At 52.8% G+C, this 21853-nt stretch carries 22 protein-coding genes; 3 read left to right on the top strand and 19 right to left on the bottom strand.

Annotated elements, in window-relative coordinates; all coding sequences use genetic code 11:
• Nucleotides 1-73 precede the first annotated feature (73 nt).
• On the top strand, nucleotides 74-1612 hold the full coding sequence (locus EVJ21_RS01775) for an FAD-dependent monooxygenase (RefSeq protein ID WP_083273960.1): 1539 nt from the start codon (nucleotides 74-76) through the stop codon (nucleotides 1610-1612).
• A gap of 34 nt (nucleotides 1613-1646) precedes the next feature.
• On the opposite strand, the gene EVJ21_RS01780 is transcribed toward EVJ21_RS01775, so the two are convergent.
• Nucleotides 1647-1898 carry a hypothetical protein gene (locus EVJ21_RS01780; RefSeq protein ID WP_236633386.1) on the bottom strand — a complete coding sequence of 84 codons (252 nt, stop codon included), beginning with the start codon at nucleotides 1896-1898 and terminating at the stop codon, nucleotides 1647-1649.
• Nucleotides 1899-1989: 91 nt separating this feature from the next.
• Here EVJ21_RS01780 and EVJ21_RS01785 point away from each other — a divergent pair, with 91 nt between their 5' ends.
• Nucleotides 1990-2280 (top strand): hypothetical protein, encoded by a 291-nt coding sequence (locus EVJ21_RS01785; RefSeq protein ID WP_236633730.1) that lies wholly within the window; start codon nucleotides 1990-1992, stop codon nucleotides 2278-2280.
• 22 nt (nucleotides 2281-2302) lie between these two features.
• On the opposite strand, the gene EVJ21_RS01790 is transcribed toward EVJ21_RS01785, so the two are convergent.
• The 8 genes from EVJ21_RS01790 to recU all read right to left on the bottom strand — a co-directional run bounded on the left by EVJ21_RS01790 (nucleotide 2303) and on the right by recU (nucleotide 11036).
• A complete protein-coding gene (locus tag EVJ21_RS01790; RefSeq protein WP_070327404.1) occupies nucleotides 2303-2878 on the bottom strand; it encodes a nuclease-related domain-containing protein in 576 nt (191 codons plus the stop codon).
• Nucleotides 2879-2896: 18 nt separating this feature from the next.
• Complete coding sequence (gene gpsB / locus EVJ21_RS01795) at nucleotides 2897-3193, bottom strand: cell division regulator GpsB (RefSeq protein WP_051121542.1); 297 nt, start codon at nucleotides 3191-3193, stop codon at nucleotides 2897-2899.
• 5 nt (nucleotides 3194-3198) lie between these two features.
• The gene (locus EVJ21_RS01800; RefSeq protein WP_016509942.1) at nucleotides 3199-3744 is read right to left on the bottom strand and encodes an SLOG family protein; all 546 of its coding nucleotides are present in this window, start codon (nucleotides 3742-3744) and stop codon (nucleotides 3199-3201) included.
• Nucleotides 3741-4898: a ribonuclease H-like domain-containing protein gene (locus EVJ21_RS01805; protein WP_131489816.1), complete on the bottom strand. Its 1158-nt coding sequence runs from the start codon at nucleotides 4896-4898 to the stop codon at nucleotides 3741-3743. Before EVJ21_RS01805 ends, EVJ21_RS01800 begins: the two co-directional genes overlap by 4 nt.
• Nucleotides 4895-7144, bottom strand: coding sequence for a DEAD/DEAH box helicase (locus EVJ21_RS01810; RefSeq protein WP_070327406.1), 2250 nt, complete (start codon nucleotides 7142-7144; stop codon nucleotides 4895-4897). Before EVJ21_RS01810 ends, EVJ21_RS01805 begins: the two co-directional genes overlap by 4 nt.
• A gap of 18 nt (nucleotides 7145-7162) precedes the next feature.
• Complete coding sequence (locus EVJ21_RS01815; RefSeq protein WP_233589592.1) at nucleotides 7163-7723, bottom strand: hypothetical protein; 561 nt, start codon at nucleotides 7721-7723, stop codon at nucleotides 7163-7165.
• 89 nt (nucleotides 7724-7812) lie between these two features.
• Nucleotides 7813-10419: a transglycosylase domain-containing protein gene (locus tag EVJ21_RS01820; protein ID WP_131489817.1), complete on the bottom strand. Its 2607-nt coding sequence runs from the start codon at nucleotides 10417-10419 to the stop codon at nucleotides 7813-7815.
• A gap of 20 nt (nucleotides 10420-10439) precedes the next feature.
• A complete protein-coding gene (gene recU, locus EVJ21_RS01825; protein WP_083273961.1) occupies nucleotides 10440-11036 on the bottom strand; it encodes a Holliday junction resolvase RecU in 597 nt (198 codons plus the stop codon).
• A 351-nt stretch (nucleotides 11037-11387) separates the two neighbouring features.
• On the opposite strand from recU, the gene EVJ21_RS01830 reads away from it, so the two are divergent.
• Nucleotides 11388-12239, top strand: coding sequence for a DUF3800 domain-containing protein (locus EVJ21_RS01830; protein WP_083273962.1), 852 nt, complete (start codon nucleotides 11388-11390; stop codon nucleotides 12237-12239).
• Between the two features lie 34 nt (nucleotides 12240-12273).
• On the opposite strand, the gene nth is transcribed toward EVJ21_RS01830, so the two are convergent.
• The 10 genes from nth to panB all read right to left on the bottom strand — a co-directional run bounded on the left by nth (nucleotide 12274) and on the right by panB (nucleotide 21822).
• A complete protein-coding gene (gene nth / locus EVJ21_RS01835) occupies nucleotides 12274-12936 on the bottom strand; it encodes an endonuclease III (protein WP_071399673.1) in 663 nt (220 codons plus the stop codon).
• Complete coding sequence (locus EVJ21_RS01840; RefSeq protein WP_070327409.1) at nucleotides 12936-13523, bottom strand: DnaD domain-containing protein; 588 nt, start codon at nucleotides 13521-13523, stop codon at nucleotides 12936-12938. Before EVJ21_RS01840 ends, nth begins: the two co-directional genes overlap by 1 nt.
• 61 nt (nucleotides 13524-13584) lie before the next feature.
• Complete coding sequence (gene asnS / locus EVJ21_RS01845; RefSeq protein ID WP_070327410.1) at nucleotides 13585-14886, bottom strand: asparagine--tRNA ligase; 1302 nt, start codon at nucleotides 14884-14886, stop codon at nucleotides 13585-13587.
• A 20-nt stretch (nucleotides 14887-14906) separates the two neighbouring features.
• Complete coding sequence (locus EVJ21_RS01850; protein ID WP_070327411.1) at nucleotides 14907-16094, bottom strand: pyridoxal phosphate-dependent aminotransferase; 1188 nt, start codon at nucleotides 16092-16094, stop codon at nucleotides 14907-14909.
• A gap of 22 nt (nucleotides 16095-16116) precedes the next feature.
• The gene (locus EVJ21_RS01855; RefSeq protein ID WP_236633731.1) at nucleotides 16117-16563 is read right to left on the bottom strand and encodes a hypothetical protein; all 447 of its coding nucleotides are present in this window, start codon (nucleotides 16561-16563) and stop codon (nucleotides 16117-16119) included.
• A gap of 29 nt (nucleotides 16564-16592) precedes the next feature.
• Entirely contained in the window at nucleotides 16593-16778 is a 186-nt protein-coding gene (locus tag EVJ21_RS01860; RefSeq protein WP_016509977.1) for a YpmA family protein, read from the bottom strand.
• Between the two features lie 64 nt (nucleotides 16779-16842).
• Entirely contained in the window at nucleotides 16843-19653 is a 2811-nt protein-coding gene (gene dinG / locus EVJ21_RS01865) for an ATP-dependent DNA helicase DinG (protein ID WP_131489984.1), read from the bottom strand.
• 116 nt (nucleotides 19654-19769) lie between these two features.
• Complete coding sequence (gene panD / locus EVJ21_RS01870) at nucleotides 19770-20153, bottom strand: aspartate 1-decarboxylase (protein ID WP_070327414.1); 384 nt, start codon at nucleotides 20151-20153, stop codon at nucleotides 19770-19772.
• Between the two features lie 5 nt (nucleotides 20154-20158).
• Nucleotides 20159-20989 (bottom strand): pantoate--beta-alanine ligase, encoded by an 831-nt coding sequence (panC, locus tag EVJ21_RS01875; protein ID WP_131489818.1) that lies wholly within the window; start codon nucleotides 20987-20989, stop codon nucleotides 20159-20161.
• Nucleotides 20986-21822 carry a 3-methyl-2-oxobutanoate hydroxymethyltransferase gene (gene panB / locus EVJ21_RS01880; RefSeq protein ID WP_070327416.1) on the bottom strand — a complete coding sequence of 279 codons (837 nt, stop codon included), beginning with the start codon at nucleotides 21820-21822 and terminating at the stop codon, nucleotides 20986-20988. The genes panC and panB overlap by 4 nt, the downstream gene beginning before the upstream one ends.
• Between the last annotated feature and the right edge of the window lie 31 nt (nucleotides 21823-21853).

A 21853-nucleotide genomic window follows, 5' to 3' on the forward strand; every position in this document is an offset into this window, starting at 1 on the left:
GTTTTACAGTTCCACCAGCGTCTCCTCGTTTAAACGTGGCAAATGTCGGAAATATCATTATTAATGATAGGAGATGGTGGAATTGGTTCAACAAGTTGATATATTGATCGTCGGGGCGGGGCCGACAGGACTCACACTCGCTTTGACATTAGCCAGATATGGAATCTCTTTTGAAATCATCGATCGAAAAACGACGCCTTCGAACAACTCACGGGCCATCGGGATTCAGCCGCGAACAATCGAAGTATTTTCACGCCTTGATGTCGCCAAAGAAGTACTCAGTCGCGCCAGAACAATCGAAAAAGGAAACTTATACTTTTCTGGGCAGTGGACGGCCAAACTCGAGTTCTCACGTCTCGTCACACCTTACCCGTTCGTCACGCTATTGCGACAAAACGAGACCGAGGCTATCTTAGAACAGGCGTTGAACGACCACGGGCACTACGTCAAGCGCGGCGAGTCACTCGTCTCGTTGACCCACTATCCGACACGTGTGCTCGCCCATCTCGAATCCGACTCGAACCGTACGATCGAAGCCAAGTATATCGTTGCGGCCGATGGCGCCAACAGTTCGATTCGCCGTATGCTCGCGCTCCCGTTCAGCGGGAAGTCGTTCAAAGAGTCTTGGGTGTTGGCCGATATGAAGGCGAAATGGAACATCTCCCGTGAAGAAGTACACATCTTTTTCTCGGACCGTGGCGTGTTAGAAGTATTCCCGCTGACGGATGACACGATCCGGATTACCGGTAATCTCGCGAGTGACGAATCATTCAGCGAGGCCGAGTTGCACGAATTGGTCGAGCAACGGAGCCACATGCCGGTAGAAATCGACGAGGTCGAATGGTTTTCGCTGTTTAGGGTGCACAATCGCATGGTCGACTCGTTCATCCATAACCGTGTCATCTTAATGGGCGACGCGGCGCATATCAATTCGCCCGTCGGCGGCCAAGGGATGAATACGGGCATCGCCGACTCGTTCAACCTCGGCTGGAAGCTTTGGCTTCATCTGAAAGCAGGAGCGCCGTTCAGTGTCGTCGACACGTACCGGGACGAGCGTGAACACGTCGCCAGAAACGTCTTGCAGACGACGAACGTCGCGACCGAAGTGCTCCAAACGACGCTACCGATTTTATTGCCGTTTCAAGCAGTCGGAGCGGACGTGTTCACCCGCGTCAATTTGATTAATGAAAAGATCACCGAACGAATCGCTCAGCTTCACTTGTCTTACCCTGGGCACTCACGTGTACCGTTCATCCGGGTCGCCGAAGGAAAGATTTTTCCCGAGATCGAGATGATCCGATCCGATGATGGCCTTCGTCAAAAGATCTCAGAAGTCGCCGATGGCCGCTTCCAAGTGCTCGTCCTCGATGACGGCAAACGTGACCCAAGTGAGTTATATGAATACTTGAACGCTCATCAATCATTCTTCCAAATCATCACGTTGTCTAAAACAAGCCGTCCTTTCTTTGACCAAGGCAACGAACTTGCGAAATCCTTGTTCATGCGCCGGGGTGTCCTCGTCATTCGACCGGACGGATACTTGCTGCATAAACAGCGTCATATGCGACCTGAACCGCTACGTGACAAACTGTCGGTCTGGTTACCGTCTTAAGTCAAAAGCTCCACTCGTGAGAGTGGAGCTTTTGTCAGGATGGTGCATTGTAATAAAGTGTCCCCGGTTTCGAGAGGGTCAAGTCATAAAACGCCTCGAACGCTTCCACGTCCTCTAATTTCCGAAAATCGACTTTGTCCGTCTGTTCGTTCGGTATCGCGACGATGATGCCATCGACCGTCGATTTGATCATGCCCGTCTGTCCGTTATGAATTCGAATGTAGAGCACGTGCTCACTTTGCAGTAATTTTACGGCTTCACGCCGTGATTGTATCGTCGTTTTCACAGTCATCCCTCTCTTCTTTTCGAGTATACGGTCCGCCGCTGTTGCTTTCAACCGTTTCCCCCTTTAAAATTGTGTAAAGAAGGGGTTGAATGTGTTGGAAACTATATTGATTATTGCGCTTGGCGCGCTGTTCGTCATCCTCGTGACAATCCGAACGATTCGTAACTTACAATGGGTCCGCTTTGGTGAGGCGTTCGGGAAACAAGGTGAGGAGTTACTCGAAGATTATACCTATTTGACGGAAAAAGGCGTCACGTGCCGAATCGAACAAGGCTTGCCGACCGGACGCTTGTTTAAACCGCTCGCCAAAAACCTGGATGACCGGGTCGCCTTGTTCGTGCACCGAAATGATGAAAAAAAAGCAAAAGAGCTACTAAAGTAAAAAAGGTGCCGCGGCACCTTTTTTACTTATGTAACTGGCGCTCTGAACAATAATAAGCGATTTGTTTGATTGTCGCCTCGGATAGGAGCTCGAGTTTCGTCTTGGCGATGACTTTGTCGATCGCTTCAAACGAGTCTTCACAGTTCGCTTTAACACGTTCGACTTTAAGACGTGACGCTTCTGGAAAAATTAAAAATGACGTGACCGGTACGGCCTTGCCGCATTCTTTTTTTAATAGGCTCCGAACTTGTTTCGTCATCTGCTCGAGCCCTTCGACCGGATGCGGATAGATGTTTTTCCACCCGAGTGAGGTTTCTAACCGACACTCTCGGTTCGTCACATGGACGGCCGTCGTCGTCCGATTGATTTGGACTAAAAAGACGCCTTTCGGTCCGACGAGCACGTAGTCGAGCACGTTGTCACCGATTTCGACCCGTTCAATCATCATCCAATCGAAGCGACACGTGTGCCGAATGATTTCTACGATCTCATCCGTATACGATTTCGGCGGCAAGATGACCTCTTCTTTCGTTCGGAACAATCCTTTCGTCTGTCGTTTCACCGGCTCTTTCTTGACGGCCGTCAACACTTGTAACATCTATTCCACCTCCTCTCGTTATTCGCTAGGTCCGACTTGTTTTCCGAAGACGGCCTTTTCTAAGTTTGAAATCCGACGCAACATATCGTAGTTCGAGGCGACAGGTTGGGCCGGTTTCACCGGCTCGGTCGGTTCGCTTGAACCACGGCGCAACGATTCGTTCTCTTGTCGCAAACGTTCGATCTCTTTCGCCATCTTCTCATAGTCCCGGATGACGACGTCTAAAAATTGATCGACTTCTTCTTGCGAGTAGCCGCGGAGGGCCGTCTTGAATTCTTGTTTATAGATTGCTTCGGCTGTTAATTCGGTTTGCATAGTCTTCACTCCCACTGTTGTTCCCACTGTTTTTCTTCCTCGATCACACGCAGGTCGTCTTGTGTGATCATGAATAGTTCCATCTGGTGTTTTCGTTTAGCCCCTTCAACGAGGAAACGGGGGCTTCCTCCCGTCTCTTCGTCATACAACGTAATTAATCCTGCTGCCTTGTCTAAAAAGAACGCCGTTTTTGCGCGCAACTGACTCGGGTCTTCATAAGGACGTTGCGTGAGCGGTTCAAAAAAATCGGCTTCGAGCCGCAACTGGCTGAACAACTCTTGTTCATACGGCTTATACCGTTCTTCCATCTCTAAAAATGGCGGAAACACCGCGATTTTAATCGGATGTGTTTCTCTTAACTCTAACAATACTTGTCCTGCCCACAATTCACAACCGTTCGTTCCACTGAAGATGAACCATTCGGCCCCGAGTTCGATTGCTTCAGTGATCTTTCGGCGGTACGCTTCTTGGATGATCTCGATGCCGGGATGGTCGGCTTTAAAGATCCCAAGCTCATGGGGCCGATACCCGGTAATCGCAACAACTTTCATAACCTCTTCCTTTCTAACCGAGCTAGACGATGGTTGAGCGCGTGTTGCTGTTTTTGGACGGTCTGTTTCAAGACCGTCTTTTGCTGTTCCACGATCGCAATCGCCTGCTCGGTATATCGAATGGCTGACACGATATCTTTTTGCTGATGTTCTGCATACTTGGCTAGCTCGACCAACGCCTCGGTCGTCCCGACTTCTTTGAAAAGAGGAAGCGCTTCGACGATGCGGCCGGTCCGCTTTAACAGCAGCGCTTGACGCATTTTCGCTCGTTTTGTCGGTTGCTCGATCCGTTCATACTGTTTGAGTGCCTCGTCCGTACTCCCTAGATCGTTCAACCAATGGGCCCGCTCTTCTCCAAATGTCGGCTCGTCTGCTTCGACGAGGTGACAGAGCCGCTTATAAAGCGACACGAGGCTCAAGCAATCGGCGTGATGGTGCTCGATGACCGGTTGTAAAATATCAGGGTCCCGCTCTTTGACGTATTGAAAGTAATGCATCGGGGCGAGAAAACCTGGCAGATCGTCCGTTCGGGCATGTCCAAAATGGGCCTCGACCGCTTTTAACGAGACCGACTCGAGTGTCGGCTTCAACAGACGCCTTGACGCATGCAACAGATCGACATGACCGACGGCGGGCAACGCCTTCACTTTCGTCCGGACGAACGTATGACGCGTCTTGATTTGCGGCCAATCGAACGATTTTCCATTGTACGTCACGAACCGGACCTCGTCGCCGATGTCATTGAGAAAGTGATAGTAGAACGCGGTCTCAAACGCCGGGTGCGGCAATACGTACTGAATCATCTCGAGATGGTCTGGCTTGAAGCGGGCGAACCCGATCAAAAAGATGGACGTCCCGGCACCACGGAGCCCGGTCGTCTCCGTATCCATGAACAACACTTGGTCATACGGCACGTCGACCGTGAAGAACGGATGGTCTGCCGTCCCGAGGGCACGTTTCGCCGCGTCGAACGTAAAGTCGTGATACGTCGCTTCAAGCGGATAAATCTCTTTCAAGCGCACGCACCACTCGCTTTCAAACGTCAAGATCTCGCCACCTCGCGCAATCCACTTGGCTTGCTCCGCGTCATCTGGTGTGACCGTCGCTTGTTTCGGTTCATTTGTTTTGATGAGTCGTGATAGCTTCGCTTTCATATCGTTCCTTTCAATGCGGTCAACTGATTAACAACTTGGTCTTTAAAGTCACCGTAGCCGATCATCCCGACGCAACGTGGGCATCCGCTCACACACGGACAATCCTCGACCGTGCGGATTGCTGCGTCTAAAATTTCAGCGGCGTCTCGGAAGAGCGCTTCGCTCAAGCCGATACCGCCCGGATAGCGGTCGTACAAGTAGACGGTCGGTTTATTCGTATGGGTCGCTTTCATTTGAATCGTCGTGAACAAGTCGAGCGTGTCGCACATCAAGTAGAGCGGGGCGAGCCGGCGCAACAAGTCGCTGACGGCCTCGAGCTGATCTTCCATATCGGCTTCCGAGTAAGCGAACCGGTCATCGAGCGTGAACCACGTCGACGTCGTATGCAGCTCCCGTTCCGGCAAGTGGATCGGACCAGATCCGATATTCTCGTGCGTCCCGAACTTGATTTTCTTGAACAGCGTCGCCATCGCGATGACTGACACTTCACCGAACGTCTTGGCACCGCTCGTCTTGTTTTCTTCTAGCACTTTTAACTCCACGGCCAAGTTCGCATCTGTGTAGTAATCGACATCGACGCGCCGCACGTACGCTTTCTTCTCTTCAAAATCGAGTTTCTCGACTTGATATTGCTCGGCCCCATGCAAATAGATCGCCTCGTCGTGAAGCAGCGTCATCGCACTGAACGTGTCCATCTCGCCGATGACTTGATGTTTCGCCGTCTGGTCGACGATGACGACGTTCTCTTGATCGCTCGTCCGCAGCGAGATGTCGTGGGCCGGGAAGGCGTCCGTCATCCAATAGTATTTATTGGCACGCTCATGCAAGATTTGCGCGTCCGTCAAGAAATCAAGGATATCCTCGGTCTCGACCGTACCGAAGCGCTCCCCTTTTTGGAACGGGAGCTCGAAGGCGGCGCACTTCATATGATCGACTAAAATGATCAAGTTGTTCGGGTCAAGACGGGCCGCCTCAGGCGAACGCTCTAAAATCAGGTCTGGTTGCTCGACGACGAGTTGGTCGAGTGATGACGACGAGGCGACGAAGATGACGAGTGATTCCGACTGGCGACGGCCGGCTCTTCCTGCTTGCTGCCAGAGCGAGGCGACGGTGCCGGGATATCCGTTCAATACGCACGCCTCGAGTTGACCGATGTCAACACCGAGTTCGAGCGCGTTCGTCGAAACGACGGCTTTGATTTCACCGTTCCGGAGCCTGCGTTCAATCTCACGCCGCTCTGACGGAAGATAACCGCCCCGATAACCGACGATCGACTTCGGTCCAAGTTCACGTCTCGTCAATTCTTGCAAATACGTCAATAGCACCTCGACACGGACCCGTGACCGAGCGAAGACGATCGTTTGAATATCGGCCTCGACAAGTTTTGATGCGATCCGCTTCGTTTCGAGCGTGGCACTCCGACGAATCCCGAGCGCTTCATTGACGACCGGAGGGTTATAGAAAATAAGGTGTTTTCTCCCTTGCGGAGCTCCATTATTGTTGACGAGCGTCACTTCTTCCTCGGTCAACAGCTCGGCCAGCTCGACCGGGTTCGCGATTGTCGCGGACGTCATGATCCATTTCGGATAACTTCCATAGTAAGCACAGATTCGTTTGAGCCGCCGAAAGACGTTGGCGACATGGCTCCCGAATACGCCGCGATACGTATGCAGTTCATCGACAACGATATATTCGAGGTTTTCAAACAACCGGATCCATTTCGTGTGATGCGGCAAAATTCCTGAGTGAAGCATATCCGGGTTCGTGATAACGATGTTGCCGGCGTCCCGTACTTTCGTCCGCGCTGCCGGCGACGTGTCCCCATCATACGTGAAGCATCGGAGGTCGCCTTCGAGCGCCTCGACCATCTCCATCAAATCGCTGTTCTGGTCTTGCGCGAGCGCTTTCGTCGGATACAGATAGAGGGCTCGTGCCGTCGGTTTCTCAATCATTCTAGACAGCACGGGCAAATTATAGCAGAGCGTTTTACCAGAAGCTGTCGGCGTCACGATGACAGTCGAGTTCCCACGTGACGTCTGTTCGACCGCTTCGGCCTGATGCGTGTACAATTGCTCGATGCCGCGACTGTTTAACACCCGGACAAGATCGTCTGGGACGCTCGACGGGATGGCCGCGTATCTTGCAGGTTGTGCCTCGACCGTATGCCAGTGTGTGACATTGGCGGAAAAACTCGGGTCGGTCTTTAATGTCTTAATCATCTCTTCGACGGAACGTTTTTTCCGCATAGTGCTCACCAACTTATTTCATGATTTTGAAGGTGCAAGTCGCTCCACGATCGTCTTCACTTGACTGATTCGTTCGTCACGCAAGAGACGATGAACCGCAGGCAAGTGTAGCACCTCCATCGCTTTGAACGCCTCGGCGACATGCTCATTTTCTTCTTCAAGCCGCTCCATCGCATCATTGTATAACAGGTGCGTCGAACGGCCGAACAAGACGATGGTATGTAACTTCGTGCATTTCGAATGGACTGCTTGCAAATGTTTCGTGTAACGTTGCACCGCTTTATGATAATCCTCGTGCGTCGTCAGCGCTTGGCGCTTACCGCGAAGAAGTTCTGGATAAAAAGATTCATCGCCGAGAAACATCGTCTCGACGCCGATCCGTTTCAAATAAGGATGGCCGATCGCCTCTGCCACGGCCGAATCATCGATTAATCGTCCGAACGGGATTGATTCTTCTAACAGAATACGTCCCATCTTCAGTCCGTTGACGCCGTGAAGGGGCAGGCCAAGATCATCGTCTTGCAGTCGATCGATTACAAACAACACTTTCATCTTTCGCTTAAGAGAGAGTTGAACCATATGTCACCATCCTATTCGCTTTCTTTTCATTATAACAAACCACACAGAAAAACAGGGCGTTGATGTCGCCCTGTTTAAAGTAAGTCAATTTATTCGCGATTGTCATTTTCACGGTCTTGGTTTGATTCAGACGTGTCTGAGTTAGACTGTGATTCGAGCTCGGTCGAAGATTCTTCTTCCGGAGGGGTCTCCTCCGTCGCCGGCTCTTCAGTCGTCTCTCCTTCTTCACCTTCATTGTTCCCATTTCCATTTCCGTTTTCGCTGTTACCATTACCGTTATTGTTGTCAGTCTCATTCGGTGGTGTTTCTTCAGCCGGCTCTTCTTCTGGAGGCGTCTCTTCCGTTGCCGGTTCTTCCTCTTCTTCAGCCGGTTCTTGACTGCGTTCGACCGTGTATTGCGTTTGGGCCGGGCTCGACTGTTGCTCCCCTACGAGCTGGTTCGAAGCAGTCGCGACGATCGTGAACGTCGTCGTCCCGTTCTGGAGGCCCGAAATAGCAATGCTCGTGTCTTCCGTCGTTCCGACGACACGTTCGCTGCCGTCCGGACGTTTCTCCGTCACGGTGAACGATAGACCTTGATAGCCGTCCGCTTCGACCGCTTGACGATTATATGACCACGTCAACGTCCCGCTGTCAGCCGGAATGTCGTAATTGATTGACGCGCCGGTCGGTGCCGGAAGATTTTTCGGTTCCAAATCTTTCGGTTTCGTCCCTTTGACGTAGAGTTCATTGCCGAGCGACAAGACAGAATCCGGTTGCTGGAAGCGGTCTGGACTTCCCGTCGCATTCGTCACTTCTTGCATCATATACTCGAAGTAGTACTGAGCGTGGTCCTCAGCAAGCGCATCCTTATCAGCTCCGGGTACTTTCCCGGTCCAAACCGAAATCGAGTAGTCGGTCGTATAACCCGTGAACCACTTGTCGTTTGGATTTTTATCTTTATCGTTCGTCGTCCCGGTCTTGCCGGCGACGTCCCACGGGAACGCGCCTGGCTTGTAAGTCCCGTTCGAACCACTGACGACGTCACGGAGCATATCGGTCAACATATACGCGGTATAGTCTTCCATCGCCTGCTTCGCTTTGATCGGCGAGTTGATCGTCGATCCGTCGTTGAACTCGATCTTTTGAATCAAGTGCGGCTTCATATACATCCCGTTCGCACCAAGCGTCGCGTAAGCGGCCGCCATTTGCGTCGTGCTCGCTTCTGCTACACCGAGACTGTTCGCGGGCAACAACTCATCACCCGAACGCGCCGGTTCGATGCCGACGTTCTCGACGAACGATTCGATCGCTTCCGGACCGAACTCGTCCTGTACTTCTTGGAAAGCACGGACGGCCGGCGTGTTCCCGGAAACCGTCAAGTAGTAGCGCATCGTGTTGGCGCCGCGATACCCCGTGTAATAGTTCCCTGGATTGAATTCGCCTTCATCAAACGGCGCATCCATCAAGATCTTCCCGGTCGACCATTGCGCGTTCTCAATCCCTGGACCGTAATCGAAGAACGGCTTCGCCGTCGAACCGATTTGGCGTTTCTCGCGCGAGTAGTCACGGTAGTTCTTGTCACCTTGTTCCGCCTGTTGGCTGTCGATGACGGCGACGATTTCACCCGTCTTCGTGTTCAACACGGTCGCTCCCATGCGGAGATCTTTCGGGAACTCACCGTTTGGAATGTTCACGTTATCTGTCTTAATATCTTTATTGAATTTCGCGTGCAGCTCTTTATTGATCGACGTATATACTTTCAAACCTGTCCCGTAAATATCAGACTGTTCTAAGCCGTAGTCTTCTTCGAGTTCGGCTTGGACACGGGCGTAAATCGAACGGGTGTACGACTCTTCTTCTGTCTGCGCACCCGGCGAGATGACGTCGGCAATCTCGACGTCGAGCGCCTCGTTATACTGTTGTTCTGTGATATGACCGTCCCGCTTCATTGCCGACAGCACTTGTTCTTGACGGTAACGCGTGAGTTCTTGGTCGCCAGCAATCGGATCATAAGCGCTCGGTCGTTGCGGGAGTCCCGCTAAGATAGCCGCTTCTTGATAGTTCACTTCTGACACCGGCTTATTGAAGTACGTCTTCGAGGCCGCTTGCACACCCCACGCCCCTGAACCGTAGTAGTTCTTGTTCAAGTACATCTCGAGAATCTGTTCTTTCGTGTACTCGCGCTCGAGTTTCACGGCGAGCCACTGCTCTTGTAATTTACGTTTTAATTTCTTGTCGGTCGACAAGAACGACTGTTTGACGAGCTGTTGCGTGATCGTTGAACCACCTTCAGACCCGAAACCGTCGGTCACGTTCGCGAGCACGGCACCGCCGATGCGGCGCAAGTCAATCCCGTTATGCTCATAGAAGCGACGGTCCTCGATCGAGATGACCGCTTGCTGCATCACTTCTGAAATATCATCGATTGACACGTACTCACGGATCTGGCCGCTCTCTTCAAGCGGTTCACCTTCAGCCGACAATAGCTGAATCGGGTACGTATCGACTAATTTCTCCTCATCGAGCGGCGGTGCGGTCGCAATCGCGTAGGCTGTATAAGCTCCTCCGACGACCACTCCGACGATCAACAACAATCCTATAATAAGTAGGATGCGTCTCCACATCGGTTTCTTTGTTTGTTGTTTTGGTTTTTTCGTTTGTTGCTTTGGCTTTTTCGTCGTATCTTGTCGACGCGCCATCCGACTTCGTTCCATTCACGCTTCACTCCTTCTATTCAATCGAGCCACGCTTCAATCGCCGTCAAATAATCGATGGCTGGAAGGGCTCGTGTTGGAACTTCGATTGCCTCTTGTTCAATGTATGCGAGTGGGATCGACTTTCGTCCCGTCTCTCGCTGTTCCCACCAGTGTAATAATTGCTCCGTTGATAACACATATTGCGTATTATAGCGGCTAAACCGGATGATGACAAAACAAATCCCTCCGTGACGCTCACACTCGCGCATGTGATTGATTTGATGGTCATGAAAGTTTCCGAGCGGGAACGACGTTTTATTGTTCGTCTCTTTCGCTTCAAAATCAATGTATTTCCCGCGATAGACCCCGTTGTAGTCGGTCGTCGAGGCTTGCTTAAAATACGCTTCGGTCACTTTGGCCGCGCTCCGTTTCGGGTAATCGACTTTGACGATTTGGAGCGGGGTCGGTTTTTTATGGATGACCGCTTTTCCGTGGAGTCGATAAAACTCGTTCGTATCGTTCAGAAGCGTCTCTAAATTCATGCCTCGATTCGCATACGTTGGCGGACTGGACTTTGCCGGCATCTCGGCCGCTCTCGGTTTCTTCCCGTTTGGATAATGGAACAATGTCGTCACCCCTAATTACTAGTTTAACAGGTTGATCCACTCGTTCCTTCCGTCTGAAGTCTGATTGTCGAGTTATGTCGCTCGACTCCTCCGTGGATTTTCCGCAATCCATATCGTACCAAACTCCCGTATGTTAAACTAGTGTGTAGTACATTGTGTATTCAAATTGACACGACCTTGTTACCGTGTCACTGAATACTTTTCTACAATAAGTCCTCTACTTATTAACCGAAATGTGAACAGGCTAAACGCTGATTGACGAGACTTTAAAAAAGTAAGCGATCGAGAGCGCTTCGCGAGGACTGGAAATAAACTAGGCGGCTTAGAATCTACATCCCTAAGCTCTGTTGGAGGAGTAAGATGGAGACACAAAAGAAGTATGTCATGTTCGTCGATGAGACAGGTACACCAAAAGGCAACACCCAGTTCAACTTGACCGGGGTATTGATGGAATACAAGTATGCGATTGACGCCGATGAGGCCGGAATGCCGTGCGAATTGAAGCGACGCTTACAAGCGTTCAAACGAGATGTCTTCAAAACGGAAAATATCCCACTGCATTTAAAAGAAATTTTAAAGGCCGAGCATCCATATGGAAAAGACGATGGGATCACAATTGATATGCTCCGTGATTTTTGGAACAAACTCCCAGACTTCTTGCGCGATATCAATTGCACGATCGTCAGTGTCGAGGTCGATAAACAGAAGCTCCACGATTTCTACTCGACGCCGAAAGACCCTTATGTCGTCGCTTTCGCCCATTTGATGAAATCGTTTTATGCATTTTTGGAAGAGACGGAAGCTGTCAGCGCCCGTGTCGTTCTCGAGTCGCGCGACGATTATCAGAACCTGCTCATTCAAAAAGCATTTTTCGATATCTTTAACTCCGGGACGGTCCATCTCGACGTCGAGAAGAGCCGACAAAAAATCAAAGGGTTCATCTTCTCAGAGAAACAAAGCACGATCTATCAATCTGGTCTTGAAATCGCTGACCTCGTCTGCCTGCCGCTCTCGCGCGTGCGCCGCGGCGTGATCGAAGTGAAACCACGGTTCGTCCATTATGGGGATGAAAACCGAATCTTCAAAGCCATTAAGGACAAGATTTACATTCGTAAAGACAGTCCAGACCAAGATTTCCGCAACTGGGGCTTCAAAAAAGTCCCAATCACGAAAAAACGTCGCGAATGGAGCGACCATCCCTGGAACCATTAAAAATCGCCTCGTAGCCATCTACGAGGCGATTTTTTTATGAATTCGTCGCTTGTTGCGACTTCATCCGCTTCTTGCCTTCGCGGCACATATGCAAGAGCGGGCACGTCTCGCAGCCGGGCCGTTGTGCCTTGCAGTGATACCGTCCGAAAAAGATAAACTGGTGGTGGAGCTGCGACCATTCTTCACGGGGAAACTTCTTCATGAGCGTGTCTTCGACTTGACGGACGTTGTCTTTCCAACGGCAGATGCCGAGCCGTTTGGACACACGCTCGACGTGGGTATCGACCGCGAACGCCGGTTCATGAAAGGCGACCGACAACACGACGTTCGCCGTCTTGCGCCCGACTCCAGGCAGCGCCTCGAGTGACTCCCGGTCGTCCGGGACGATCCCTCCGTGCAGATCAAGAATTCGCATCGATAGCGCTTTGACGTTTTTGGCCTTGTTTCGAAACAGACCGATTCGTTTAATGAGCGACTCGATTTCCGCTACGTCAGCCGCAGCCATCGCCTCGACCGTCGGGAACGCCTCGAACAGTCCAGGCGTCACTTGGTTGACGAGCGCGTCCGTCGCCTGCGCGGACAGCGCCACGGCGACGACGAGTTCGAACGGGTTGCGGTGGGTCAGCTCACAATGGGCGTCCGGGAACATTTGCCGCATCGTCTCCGAGATTTCGTTCAATTGAGCTCTCGTCAACATCACTTTTTCCTCCGTTGATACTCGACCAAGTCTTCAAGTGACTCGACTTTATGGTCTTGCCAGACGCTCAAGATTTTATCCATGTACTTGAAGTTGCGGACGTTACGTAGTTTCGCCTCGCGGAGCGCGGCCAAGATGAGTTCTTCACTGAAACCGTCTTCGGTCAACCAGCCGACGATTTGCTCGATCTCAAACGGCGTGATCGTCCCGAACTCCCGCTCGAACGTATGGATAAGGTTCTCGTTTAGCGACTGCGTATTTTTTTCAGGGGCGCCGTCTTCTTCGAGTGCTTGGAAAAGAGGGAGCAGACTGTAACGCTCCACTTCCGCCGACGCATCGATGGCGACGAGCTCTTTTTGCAGCAGCCCGAGCAGAACAGAGCGTGCCTCGCTCTCGGGAACGTTCATCCGGTCGCCGAGCTCGCTCGGAAGCGGCATCTCGATGCCTTCTCCCGTCAACTCCAACAAGTGGACGACGAGACAAAACTCGACCGGGTTGAGATTGAGACGACGTGCATCGGTGAACAGCTTCCTCGGAACGACGACCGGACTTTGTTCAAACAGCTTGATCAGATTATGTGCATCCATGTCGCACATCCTTTCTAGACAAATCAATCGGGGAAGACAATTAGTCATCCCCGATTGGCGATTATGGGTGAATTCGGTTCAATAGACGTGGGAACGGAATCGCTTCACGGATGTGTTCGATTCCGCTGATCCAAGCGACGGTCCGCTCAAGACCGAGCCCGAAGCCCGAGTGTGGGACCGAGCCGTACTTACGCAACTCAAGATACCAGTCATACGCATCGGTCTCATCCAGTCCTTCTTTGACGATCTCTTCTTTCAAGCGGTCGTAGTCGTCTTCACGCTGCGAACCGCCGATGATCTCGCCGTAACCTTCAGGTGCGATCAAATCGGCACAAAGGACGAGTTCAGGGTTCTCTGGGTCGACTTTCATGTAGAACGGCTTGATTTCTTTCGGCCAATGGGTGATGAACACCGGCAAATCATGCGCGTTGGCGATCGCCGTCTCGTGCGGCGCCCCGAAGTCATCCCCGTACTCGATGTCATCGAAGCCTTCTTCTTTCAAGAACTTGATCGCGTCCGTATAACGAATACGTGGGAACGGCGCTTGAACTTTTTCAAGTTTCTCCAAGTCGCGTCCGAGCAACTCAAGCTCGTTCCGGCAATGGTCAAGCGCTGACTTCGCGATGTACGATACGTAACGCTCTTGCAGATCAAGACTCATATCATGGTCGAAGAATGCCATCTCCGGCTCGATCATCCAAAACTCGATCAAGTGGCGACGTGTCTTCGATTTTTCAGCGCGGAACGTCGGACCGAACGAGAACACTTTTCCGAGCGCCATCGCTGCGGCTTCCATATATAACTGACCTGTTTGCGACAAGTAGGCTGGCTGACCGAAGTAGTCCGTCTCGAACAACTCCGTCGTTCCTTCCGGCGCGCTCGACGTGATGATCGGCGGATCGATCTTGACGAATCCTTCTTGGTTATAGAACTCGTATGTGGCCCGGATCAATTCGTTCCGGACTTTCATGATCGCGTGCTGGCGACGCGACCGGAGCCAGAGGTGACGGTTGTCCATCAAGAACTCCGTCCCGTGTTCTTTCGGCGTGATCGGATAGTCGATCGATTCCGAGATGACTTCCATCGCTGTCACTTCGAGTTCGAAGCCGAGCGGCGTCCGGCCGCCATCCGATTTGACGTTACCCGTCACCCAGACTGACGTCTCTTGCGTCACGCCTTTTGCGAGGGCGAACAGTTCTTCCGCGACTTCTGCTTTGACGACGACGGCTTGGGCGAACCCGCTCCCGTCCCGGAGTTGAAGGAAGGCGATTTTACCACTCGAACGTTTGTTGGCGATCCAGGCACCGACCCGGACCGATTGTCCTTCATAATCTTTAAATTGGCTAATTGAAATAGTTGTCATGTTCATATCCATCCTTTCGCTTATCGAGCGCTACTCTTGATAAAGTTTTCCACTCGATCGAGCGCTTCTAGTACTCGCTTCAGTTCTGTTGCATAAGACAAGCGGACGTAATCATCCTGCCCAAAGCCCGATCCCGGCACGAGCGCGACGAATGCTTCACCGAGCACTGCTTCGCACCATGCGTCGACCGAGTCGTAGCCGCTCATCGACGCGGCTTGTTTGGCGTTGGCGTATAAGTAGAATGCCCCTTGCGGTTTCAGGCACGTGATGCCTGGTATGTTGATCAATCGCTCATAGACGATCTCAAGGCGCTCTTCAAATGAGACCCGCATCATCTCGACATCATCTTGCGAGCCGTTGTACGCCTCGACGGCCGCCGCTTGGGCGATCGACGTCGGATTCGACGTCGAGTGCGATGCGAGGTTCGTCATCGCTTCGATGATCGTCTTGTCTCCAATCGCGTACCCGATGCGCCACCCGGTCATCGCATGTGACTTCGAGACCCCGTTGATGATGATCGTCCGCTCACGCATGTCAGGAAGCGTGGCGATCGAGACGAACTCGCTATCGCCATAGATGAGCTTCTCATAGATCTCGTCACTGACGACGAGCAGGTCGTGGCGCTTGACGACTTCGGCGAGCGCGACCAACTCTGACTCCGTATAGATCATACCGGTCGGGTTGGACGGGCTGTTCAAGATGACCGCTTTCGTCCGGTCTGTGATGGCGGCTTCAAGTGATTCTGGCGTCAGTTTGAACGTCGTCGCCTCGGTCGTCTCCACATAGACCGGGACACCGTCGGCAAGTTTCACTTGTTCCGGATAACTCACCCAATACGGGACCGGGATGATGACTTCATCACCTTCGTCGAGAATCGCTTGGAACAAGGCGTATAACGCATGTTTCGCCCCTGAGGCGACCATGACCTCGTTACGCTCGAACGTGAGGTCGCTGTCGCGTTTCGTCTTCTCGATGATGGCATCTTTTAAAGCGACCGTTCCGCCTGAAGGCGTATACTTCGTATCGCCGTCACGTGCAGCCTTGCATGCGGCCTCAATAATTCGTTCAGGCGTATTGAAGTCCGGCTCACCGGCCCCGAGTCCGATGACGTCTTGTCCCGAAGCTTTCAATGCTTTCGCTTTCGCCGTGATCGCGAGCGTCGTCGAAGGTGTTAACTGTTTTACACGTCTTGCCAATAGATGTTCCATCGATATCCTCCTCTAATCTCGTTCAGTTCGAATCCGCCAGTTGGACCCGTCTTATAAAGTCTCCGGTTTGAAGCGTGTAATAGGAATACGTATACGTCGCCCCTGATTTCGTCACGACTTCGATGAGCGCCCGCTCGTCAAACCCGTACTTACAACTGACGAGCGTACCACCGGTCTCCTCGAGCGAATCGGCACAGACTTTATCTAAGTCGACCGACTCGATCTCACGCGTCTCGATCGGTTGCTTACTGTCGACCGGCACGAACAGGACGCGGTCCGTCTCCTCGAAGACGACGTACGGTTCCGTCCCGTTAAAGAGCTCAGCCCGTTCGATCCGGACCGTCGGCTGTTCGGCCTCAAGACGATCGCGCGCTTCCGCGATCATGTTTTGTTTTGTCCGTTCCGTATGACCGACCGTGAACCAATAAATCCCACTAAACACGATGACGACACCGATGAGTGCCGTCATAAGAGCAACCACTACTTTTGTCTTCCGCGTCATTCTGTCCGATAGATGGTGAACACCATCTCTTCTTTCTTCGGATCATTCACTTTTTTCTCTAGTGCAAGACCGAACATCAAATCTTGGCTCTTCAGTGTACGATTCAATAGGTCGACGATTTTGTACACGTCTGCCGTCGGCTCGATCCGAACGGTCGCGAGCGTCTCAATATTCGAATTCATGTTTACTCCTCCTTCAAAACACTATACCCATCATTATAAAGCGATAATTTCACGCTGCCTAGCGTTATCTCTGATTTCCTAGAGTCGTCTCTTCTTTCTCATCTAAAAACAGTTCGAGCTCGGCCAGTGACGTCTCGAGCGATCCTTCGATCCGGTCGACAGCCGGTAGACTATTGAGAAACTGTTTCCCGTAACGCGTCGTCTCGACACGGCGGTCGAAGACGAAGATAGCGCCGTAATCCTCTTTCGAGCGAATGAGGCGACCGACGCCTTGTTTGAAGCGGATGACCGCTTGCGGAAGTGACAGTTCGAAAAACGACGACTTCCCGGTCGCTTCAATTTTTTCGGACCGCGCCTGAATGACCGGTTGGTCGGGTGGGGCGAACGGGAGACGCACGATGACGAGGCAGGTGAGCGCTTCGCCCGGGATATCGACCCCTTCCCAGAAGCTGGCCGTCCCGAACAAAATCGACTGATCGATTCGTTTGAACTGCTTCGTCAAACGGCTACGCGAGCCGCCGCTGACGCCTTGGGCAAGCAACGTATACGCGTCGTCTAGCTGATGTCTCACCGCCTCGTGCGTCAAACGTAACAGCTCGTTCGACGTGAACAAGACGAGCATGCGTCCTTTCGTCACGTTGGCAATCCGGGCAATCGAAGCGGCGATTTGATCGACGAAATGCGGTAACGGCACTTCGTTGATCAACGGGATGTCTGACGGGACGAACAATTTCGCCTGTTTCTTGAAGTCAAACGGCGAAGCGAGGACGACCCGTCTCACGTCCTGCCCGTCGAGACCGAGCCTGCGCTCGATAAAGCCGAAGCGACCGGACACGGTCATCGTCGCCGACGTCAAAATCGTCGGCCGTTTCGTAAACAAGCGCTCATGGAGCAACGGCCCGATTTCGACAGGTTGCGTATAGACCGAGGTCAATTTGCGGTTGGCCAAGTTCAACTCGACCCAACTGACAGCGTCGTCGTCGCGGGTGAGCATCGTTTCATACAGCACGCTCTCAATCTCCCGCACGTCACCGATGAACGCCTTCAAGTCACCGATCACGGCGCGTTGCTTGAACGTCATATGCTCTTTATGCTCATCGAGAAGACGAAGCATCTGCCGGAGCGACATCCGAAGCGTCCGTAAACGGTTCTCAAGCCGCTTCGCCACTTCACGGATCGGTCGGAACACGTCACCTTCCCGTTCGAAGCGAACGGTTTGCCGTTGATCTTTTTTCTTGCCGAGCGACTGGAGCGCCGTCAACAGGTCGTCTAGTTCGACATCGATTTGGGCTAACGCCTGGTCGGTCTCTTTACTGAACGCTTCCGTCTCTTCGGACACGGACGTCAAGTCGGCAAGTTGCAGCAGCCGGGAATGGAACTTTCCGTCGGCCCCGTAGCCGAACCATTTGAATAAGCGATCGAACTGGATCGCGTCGAACGTGACGCCGAAATGATGCGAGGCGACCTCTTCGACTTGGTGCGCCTCGTCCAAGATGAGCGGCGTGTCGGTCGGGAGAATCCCGGCCTGATGCTGCAGATCCGAGAAGAGCAACGCGTGATTCGTGACGATAATGTCCGCCTCTTTCGAACGCAGGACGGCCCGCGTGAAGAAGTCACGGCTATACCAAGGATCGAAGCGGCCGAAGTCCGTTGCCGCGTCGGCTTGAATGAGCCGTTTGAACGAAGCCGGTCCTTGTGTCGCAGCTCCAGGGAGTGACAACTCTTCCAAGTCCCCTGTCTCCGTCTCGGTCAACCAGACGAGCACCATCGCCTTGCACATCGCCGAGAGCATCCCGTCATTCGTCTCCTCGAGCACCATCTCAAACTTCCGGAGATCGATATAGTTGCGTCTTCCTTTCAAAAGCGTGAACTCGATTTCCGGGAAGATGGCTTTTAAGATCGGCAAGTCCCGGTTGAGCAGCTGTTCTTGTAATTGGATCGTATGCGTGCTGACGACGACCGGGCGTTTCGTCTCAAGGGCGTGATGCGCGCTCGGGATCAAGTAGGCTAACGTCTTGCCTGTGCCGGTCCCGGCCTCGATGAGAAGCGTCGCCTCATCGTCGAGCGCCTTATAGACGTGCCGCATCATCTCGAATTGACTTTGTCTCGGTTCGAATTGGTCGAACAGTGACGGAAGCGTCTCTTCGATCGTCCGATGAAGAAACGGTTCGAACGGTTCGCGCTCGACCGCCGGCTCAAACGAATCAGTCAGGCGACGGAGTGCGATTTTCCGGTGGATATCGTACGTCGTCTCGTCATCTGGTCGAATACCAATCTCGACGATGAGATCATCGAGCAACGGCTCGATGTTGCTCGTCCACGACTCGGACAGACGGCGCAACTGTTTTAGCGTCACGACCGGTAGCGTCCGCAGACGATCGAGTTGTTGAATAAACAACTCCGCGGTCGCCTCAGCGTCGCTGAGGGCGCGGTGCGCGTCCGTGTGCACCAAGTCGAACGTGTCGGCGAGTGACTCGAGCGCGTGGCTTTCAAGTGTCGGATACAAGATGCGCGCGAGTTCGACCGTATCGATGGCCCGCCCTTGGAAAGGTAAATATCCTGCCAGTTCTAAACTCTCATTTAAAAAATTCAAATCAAACGAAACGTTGTGGGCAACGAACACTCGCCCATCTAACATCTTCCAAATATCAGGGATAACGTCTTCAAACGTCGGAGCAGACGCCACATCCTGATCTGTTATCGTCGTCAACTGCGTGATAAAAGGAGGGATTGGACGACTCGGTCGAATCAACGTACTGTAGCGCTCAATCACTTCACTACCTTGTACGACCACCGCCGCGAATTCAATCAGTTCATCGCCGGATTTGACGGAATGACCGGTCGTCTCTAAATCCACTATCACATAAGTGTCCATAACATCCATCCCATCTTCGGCACGCTCGTGCTTTCTGTCTCTTTCTGTCTGTCTCATCTTACCATAGAACGATGCACGAAAAAACGGGGTTGCCTCTAAGGGCATCCCCGCTCTGTTCATAGAATCGTATGTGCGATTTCTTCGTACAACAGTTGATCGACTTCGTTGCGATCGTTCAACACCGCAACTTTCGGACGATGCGATCTCGCCTCTTCAGCCGTCATCTGACCGTAGGCCATGATGATGACGACATCGCCGACTTGGAAATGGCGGGCCGCTGCCCCGTTTAGGCAGATAACGCCTGAACCGCGCTCACCCTTGATGACGTATGTCTCAATGCGGGCGCCGTTATGGTTGTTCGTGATGTGGACGTGCTCATTTTCCATAATCCCGACCGCGTCCATCAAATCCTCATCGATCGTAATCGAGCCGACGTAGTGTAAATTCGCCTCGGTCACGGTCGCCTTGTGTAGCTTGGCGTGCATAAATGTTCGAATCATTTGATTCACCCTCTCTTCCAAATCGTATTATCAATCAAGCGGGCGCGTTCAAACTGCACCGCCACTGCAATCAACAGTTCTGTCGACGAGTCTGTCACGTGCGAAAGCGTCGGATAGTCGACTAGTTCGACATAGTCGATCGTACTGTTCGGGATTGCCGACAGCCGTTCGACGAGTCGTTCTTGTACCGACGTGATCGCGACCCCTTCAGTCAACGCGTCACGCGCCTCGATGAGTGCTCGATTGATGTCGCTCGCGTCAATCCGTTCCGTTTCAGACAAGTAGACGTTACGCGACGACTTGGCGAGTCCCGAGTCCTCACGAATGATCGGACAGCGGATAATCTCGACCGGCACGAAATAGTCCCGGACGTATCCCTCGATCAGTGCGACTTGTTGGGCGTCCTTCAAGCCGAAGTAAGCACGCGTCGGCCGCACCAAGTTGAACAGTTTTGAGACGACCGTCAATACACCGTCAAAATGACCGGGCCGGCTGGCGCCGCATAAGACGTCGGCTCCGGTACGCACCGTCACGCGCGCCATATCGAGCGGATACATCGTCGCGGTATCCGGATAAAATAGTACGTCTACCCCCGCTTCTCGCGCCAACTGTTCGTCCCGTTCAAAATCTCTCGGATAACGATCGAGGTCTTCATTCGGCCCAAATTGGGTCGGATTGACGAAGATGCTCATGACGACGCGATCATTCTCGCGTTTGGCCGCCTCGACGAGACTCAAGTGTCCTTCATGCAGGTAACCCATCGTCGGCACAAAGCCGACGGTCAACCCGTCGGACAGAGTTTCACGTAACGACATCGGATCGGTGACGATCCTCATGCTTTGCCACCGTACAACGTGTCGAGCAGCGTCTCGTCCATCGTGAACGTGTGGCGTTCGAGCGGGAACGAGCCGTCTTTCGTCGCTTGGACGTAAGAGCCGATGGCACTCGTCGCGACCGCGTTCACGTCGGCGTACGCCTCGACAAATTTCGGGAGACGGTCGACGCCATACTTCAAGACGTCGTGATAGACGAGCACCTGCCCATCGACGTCGGCACCGGCACCAATCCCGATGACCGGGATGTGAAGCGCTTCGGCGATTTTTTTAGCGAGTTGATGCGGCACACACTCGAGAACGAGCATTTTCGCCCCGACCCGTTCGGCCTCGAGGCTGTCGTTGATCAGTTGCTCGGCATCCTCAAGCGACTTCCCTTGGACTTTATAGCCTTCGAGCACGCCGACCGATTGTGGCGTGAGCCCGAGATGGGCGACACACGGCATGCCGACTTTCGTCAATCGTTCGATCGTCTCGAGCACTTCGCCCGCCCCTTCAAGTTTGATGGCGTCGGCGTGTCCGTCTTGGAACAATGTCGCCGCCGCTTGAAGCGTTCGGTCGAAATCACCGTGATACGTCGCGAACGGCATATCGACGACGACGAACGTGTCCTTCGCCCCGCGGCGCACCGCTTTGGCATGGTGGACCATATCATGAATCGTCACCGGGATCGTCGAGTCGTAACCGAGCACGACCATTCCTAGTGAGTCTCCGACAAGAATGATGTCCACTCCCGCCGCTTCGGCCAGTTTCGCCGACGGATAATCGTAAGCGGTCAACATGACCAACTTCTCTTCTTGCTTCATCTTTTTCAATAATGAAGTCATCGTATGCATATGTTCTCCTCCTAAATGTGGAGACAGGAAA

The sequence above is a fragment of the Exiguobacterium sp. SH0S2 genome (assembly GCF_004337185.1).
GTDB classification, from domain to species: domain Bacteria; phylum Bacillota; class Bacilli; order Exiguobacteriales; family Exiguobacteriaceae; genus Exiguobacterium; species Exiguobacterium aurantiacum_A.

Excerpts from the sequence above, each read along its gene's own strand:
- EVJ21_RS01840 (WP_070327409.1), bottom strand. The coding sequence starts at position 13,523 with ATGGATGCACATAATCTGATCAAGCTGTTTGAACAAAGTCCGGTCGTC.
- EVJ21_RS01860 (WP_016509977.1), bottom strand. The coding sequence starts at position 16,778 with ATGAATTCGAATATTGAGACGCTCGCGACCGTTCGGATCGAGCCGACG.
- gpsB (WP_051121542.1), bottom strand. The coding sequence starts at position 3,193 with ATGCAAACCGAATTAACAGCCGAAGCAATCTATAAACAAGAATTCAAG.
- EVJ21_RS01820 (WP_131489817.1), bottom strand. The coding sequence starts at position 10,419 with ATGGAACGAAGTCGGATGGCGCGTCGACAAGATACGACGAAAAAGCCA.
- EVJ21_RS01790 (WP_070327404.1), bottom strand. The coding sequence starts at position 2,878 with ATGTTACAAGTGTTGACGGCCGTCAAGAAAGAGCCGGTGAAACGACAG.
- panB (WP_070327416.1), bottom strand. The coding sequence starts at position 21,822 with ATGCATACGATGACTTCATTATTGAAAAAGATGAAGCAAGAAGAGAAG.
- nth (WP_071399673.1), bottom strand. The coding sequence starts at position 12,936 with ATGTTGACGAGAGCTCAATTGAACGAAATCTCGGAGACGATGCGGCAA.
- panD (WP_070327414.1), bottom strand. The coding sequence starts at position 20,153 with ATGATTCGAACATTTATGCACGCCAAGCTACACAAGGCGACCGTGACC.
- EVJ21_RS01800 (WP_016509942.1), bottom strand. The coding sequence starts at position 3,744 with ATGAAAGTTGTTGCGATTACCGGGTATCGGCCCCATGAGCTTGGGATC.
- asnS (WP_070327410.1), bottom strand. The coding sequence starts at position 14,886 with ATGACAACTATTTCAATTAGCCAATTTAAAGATTATGAAGGACAATCG.
- EVJ21_RS01815 (WP_233589592.1), bottom strand. The coding sequence starts at position 7,723 with ATGGTTCAACTCTCTCTTAAGCGAAAGATGAAAGTGTTGTTTGTAATC.
- EVJ21_RS01830 (WP_083273962.1), top strand. The coding sequence starts at position 11,388 with ATGGAGACACAAAAGAAGTATGTCATGTTCGTCGATGAGACAGGTACA.
- EVJ21_RS01855 (WP_236633731.1), bottom strand. The coding sequence starts at position 16,563 with ATGACGGCACTCATCGGTGTCGTCATCGTGTTTAGTGGGATTTATTGG.
- panC (WP_131489818.1), bottom strand. The coding sequence starts at position 20,989 with ATGAGGATCGTCACCGATCCGATGTCGTTACGTGAAACTCTGTCCGAC.
- EVJ21_RS01850 (WP_070327411.1), bottom strand. The coding sequence starts at position 16,094 with ATGGAACATCTATTGGCAAGACGTGTAAAACAGTTAACACCTTCGACG.
- EVJ21_RS01810 (WP_070327406.1), bottom strand. The coding sequence starts at position 7,144 with ATGCGGAAAAAACGTTCCGTCGAAGAGATGATTAAGACATTAAAGACC.
- dinG (WP_131489984.1), bottom strand. The coding sequence starts at position 19,653 with ATGGACACTTATGTGATAGTGGATTTAGAGACGACCGGTCATTCCGTC.
- EVJ21_RS01775 (WP_083273960.1), top strand. The coding sequence starts at position 74 with ATGGTGGAATTGGTTCAACAAGTTGATATATTGATCGTCGGGGCGGGG.
- EVJ21_RS01805 (WP_131489816.1), bottom strand. The coding sequence starts at position 4,898 with ATGAAAGCGAAGCTATCACGACTCATCAAAACAAATGAACCGAAACAA.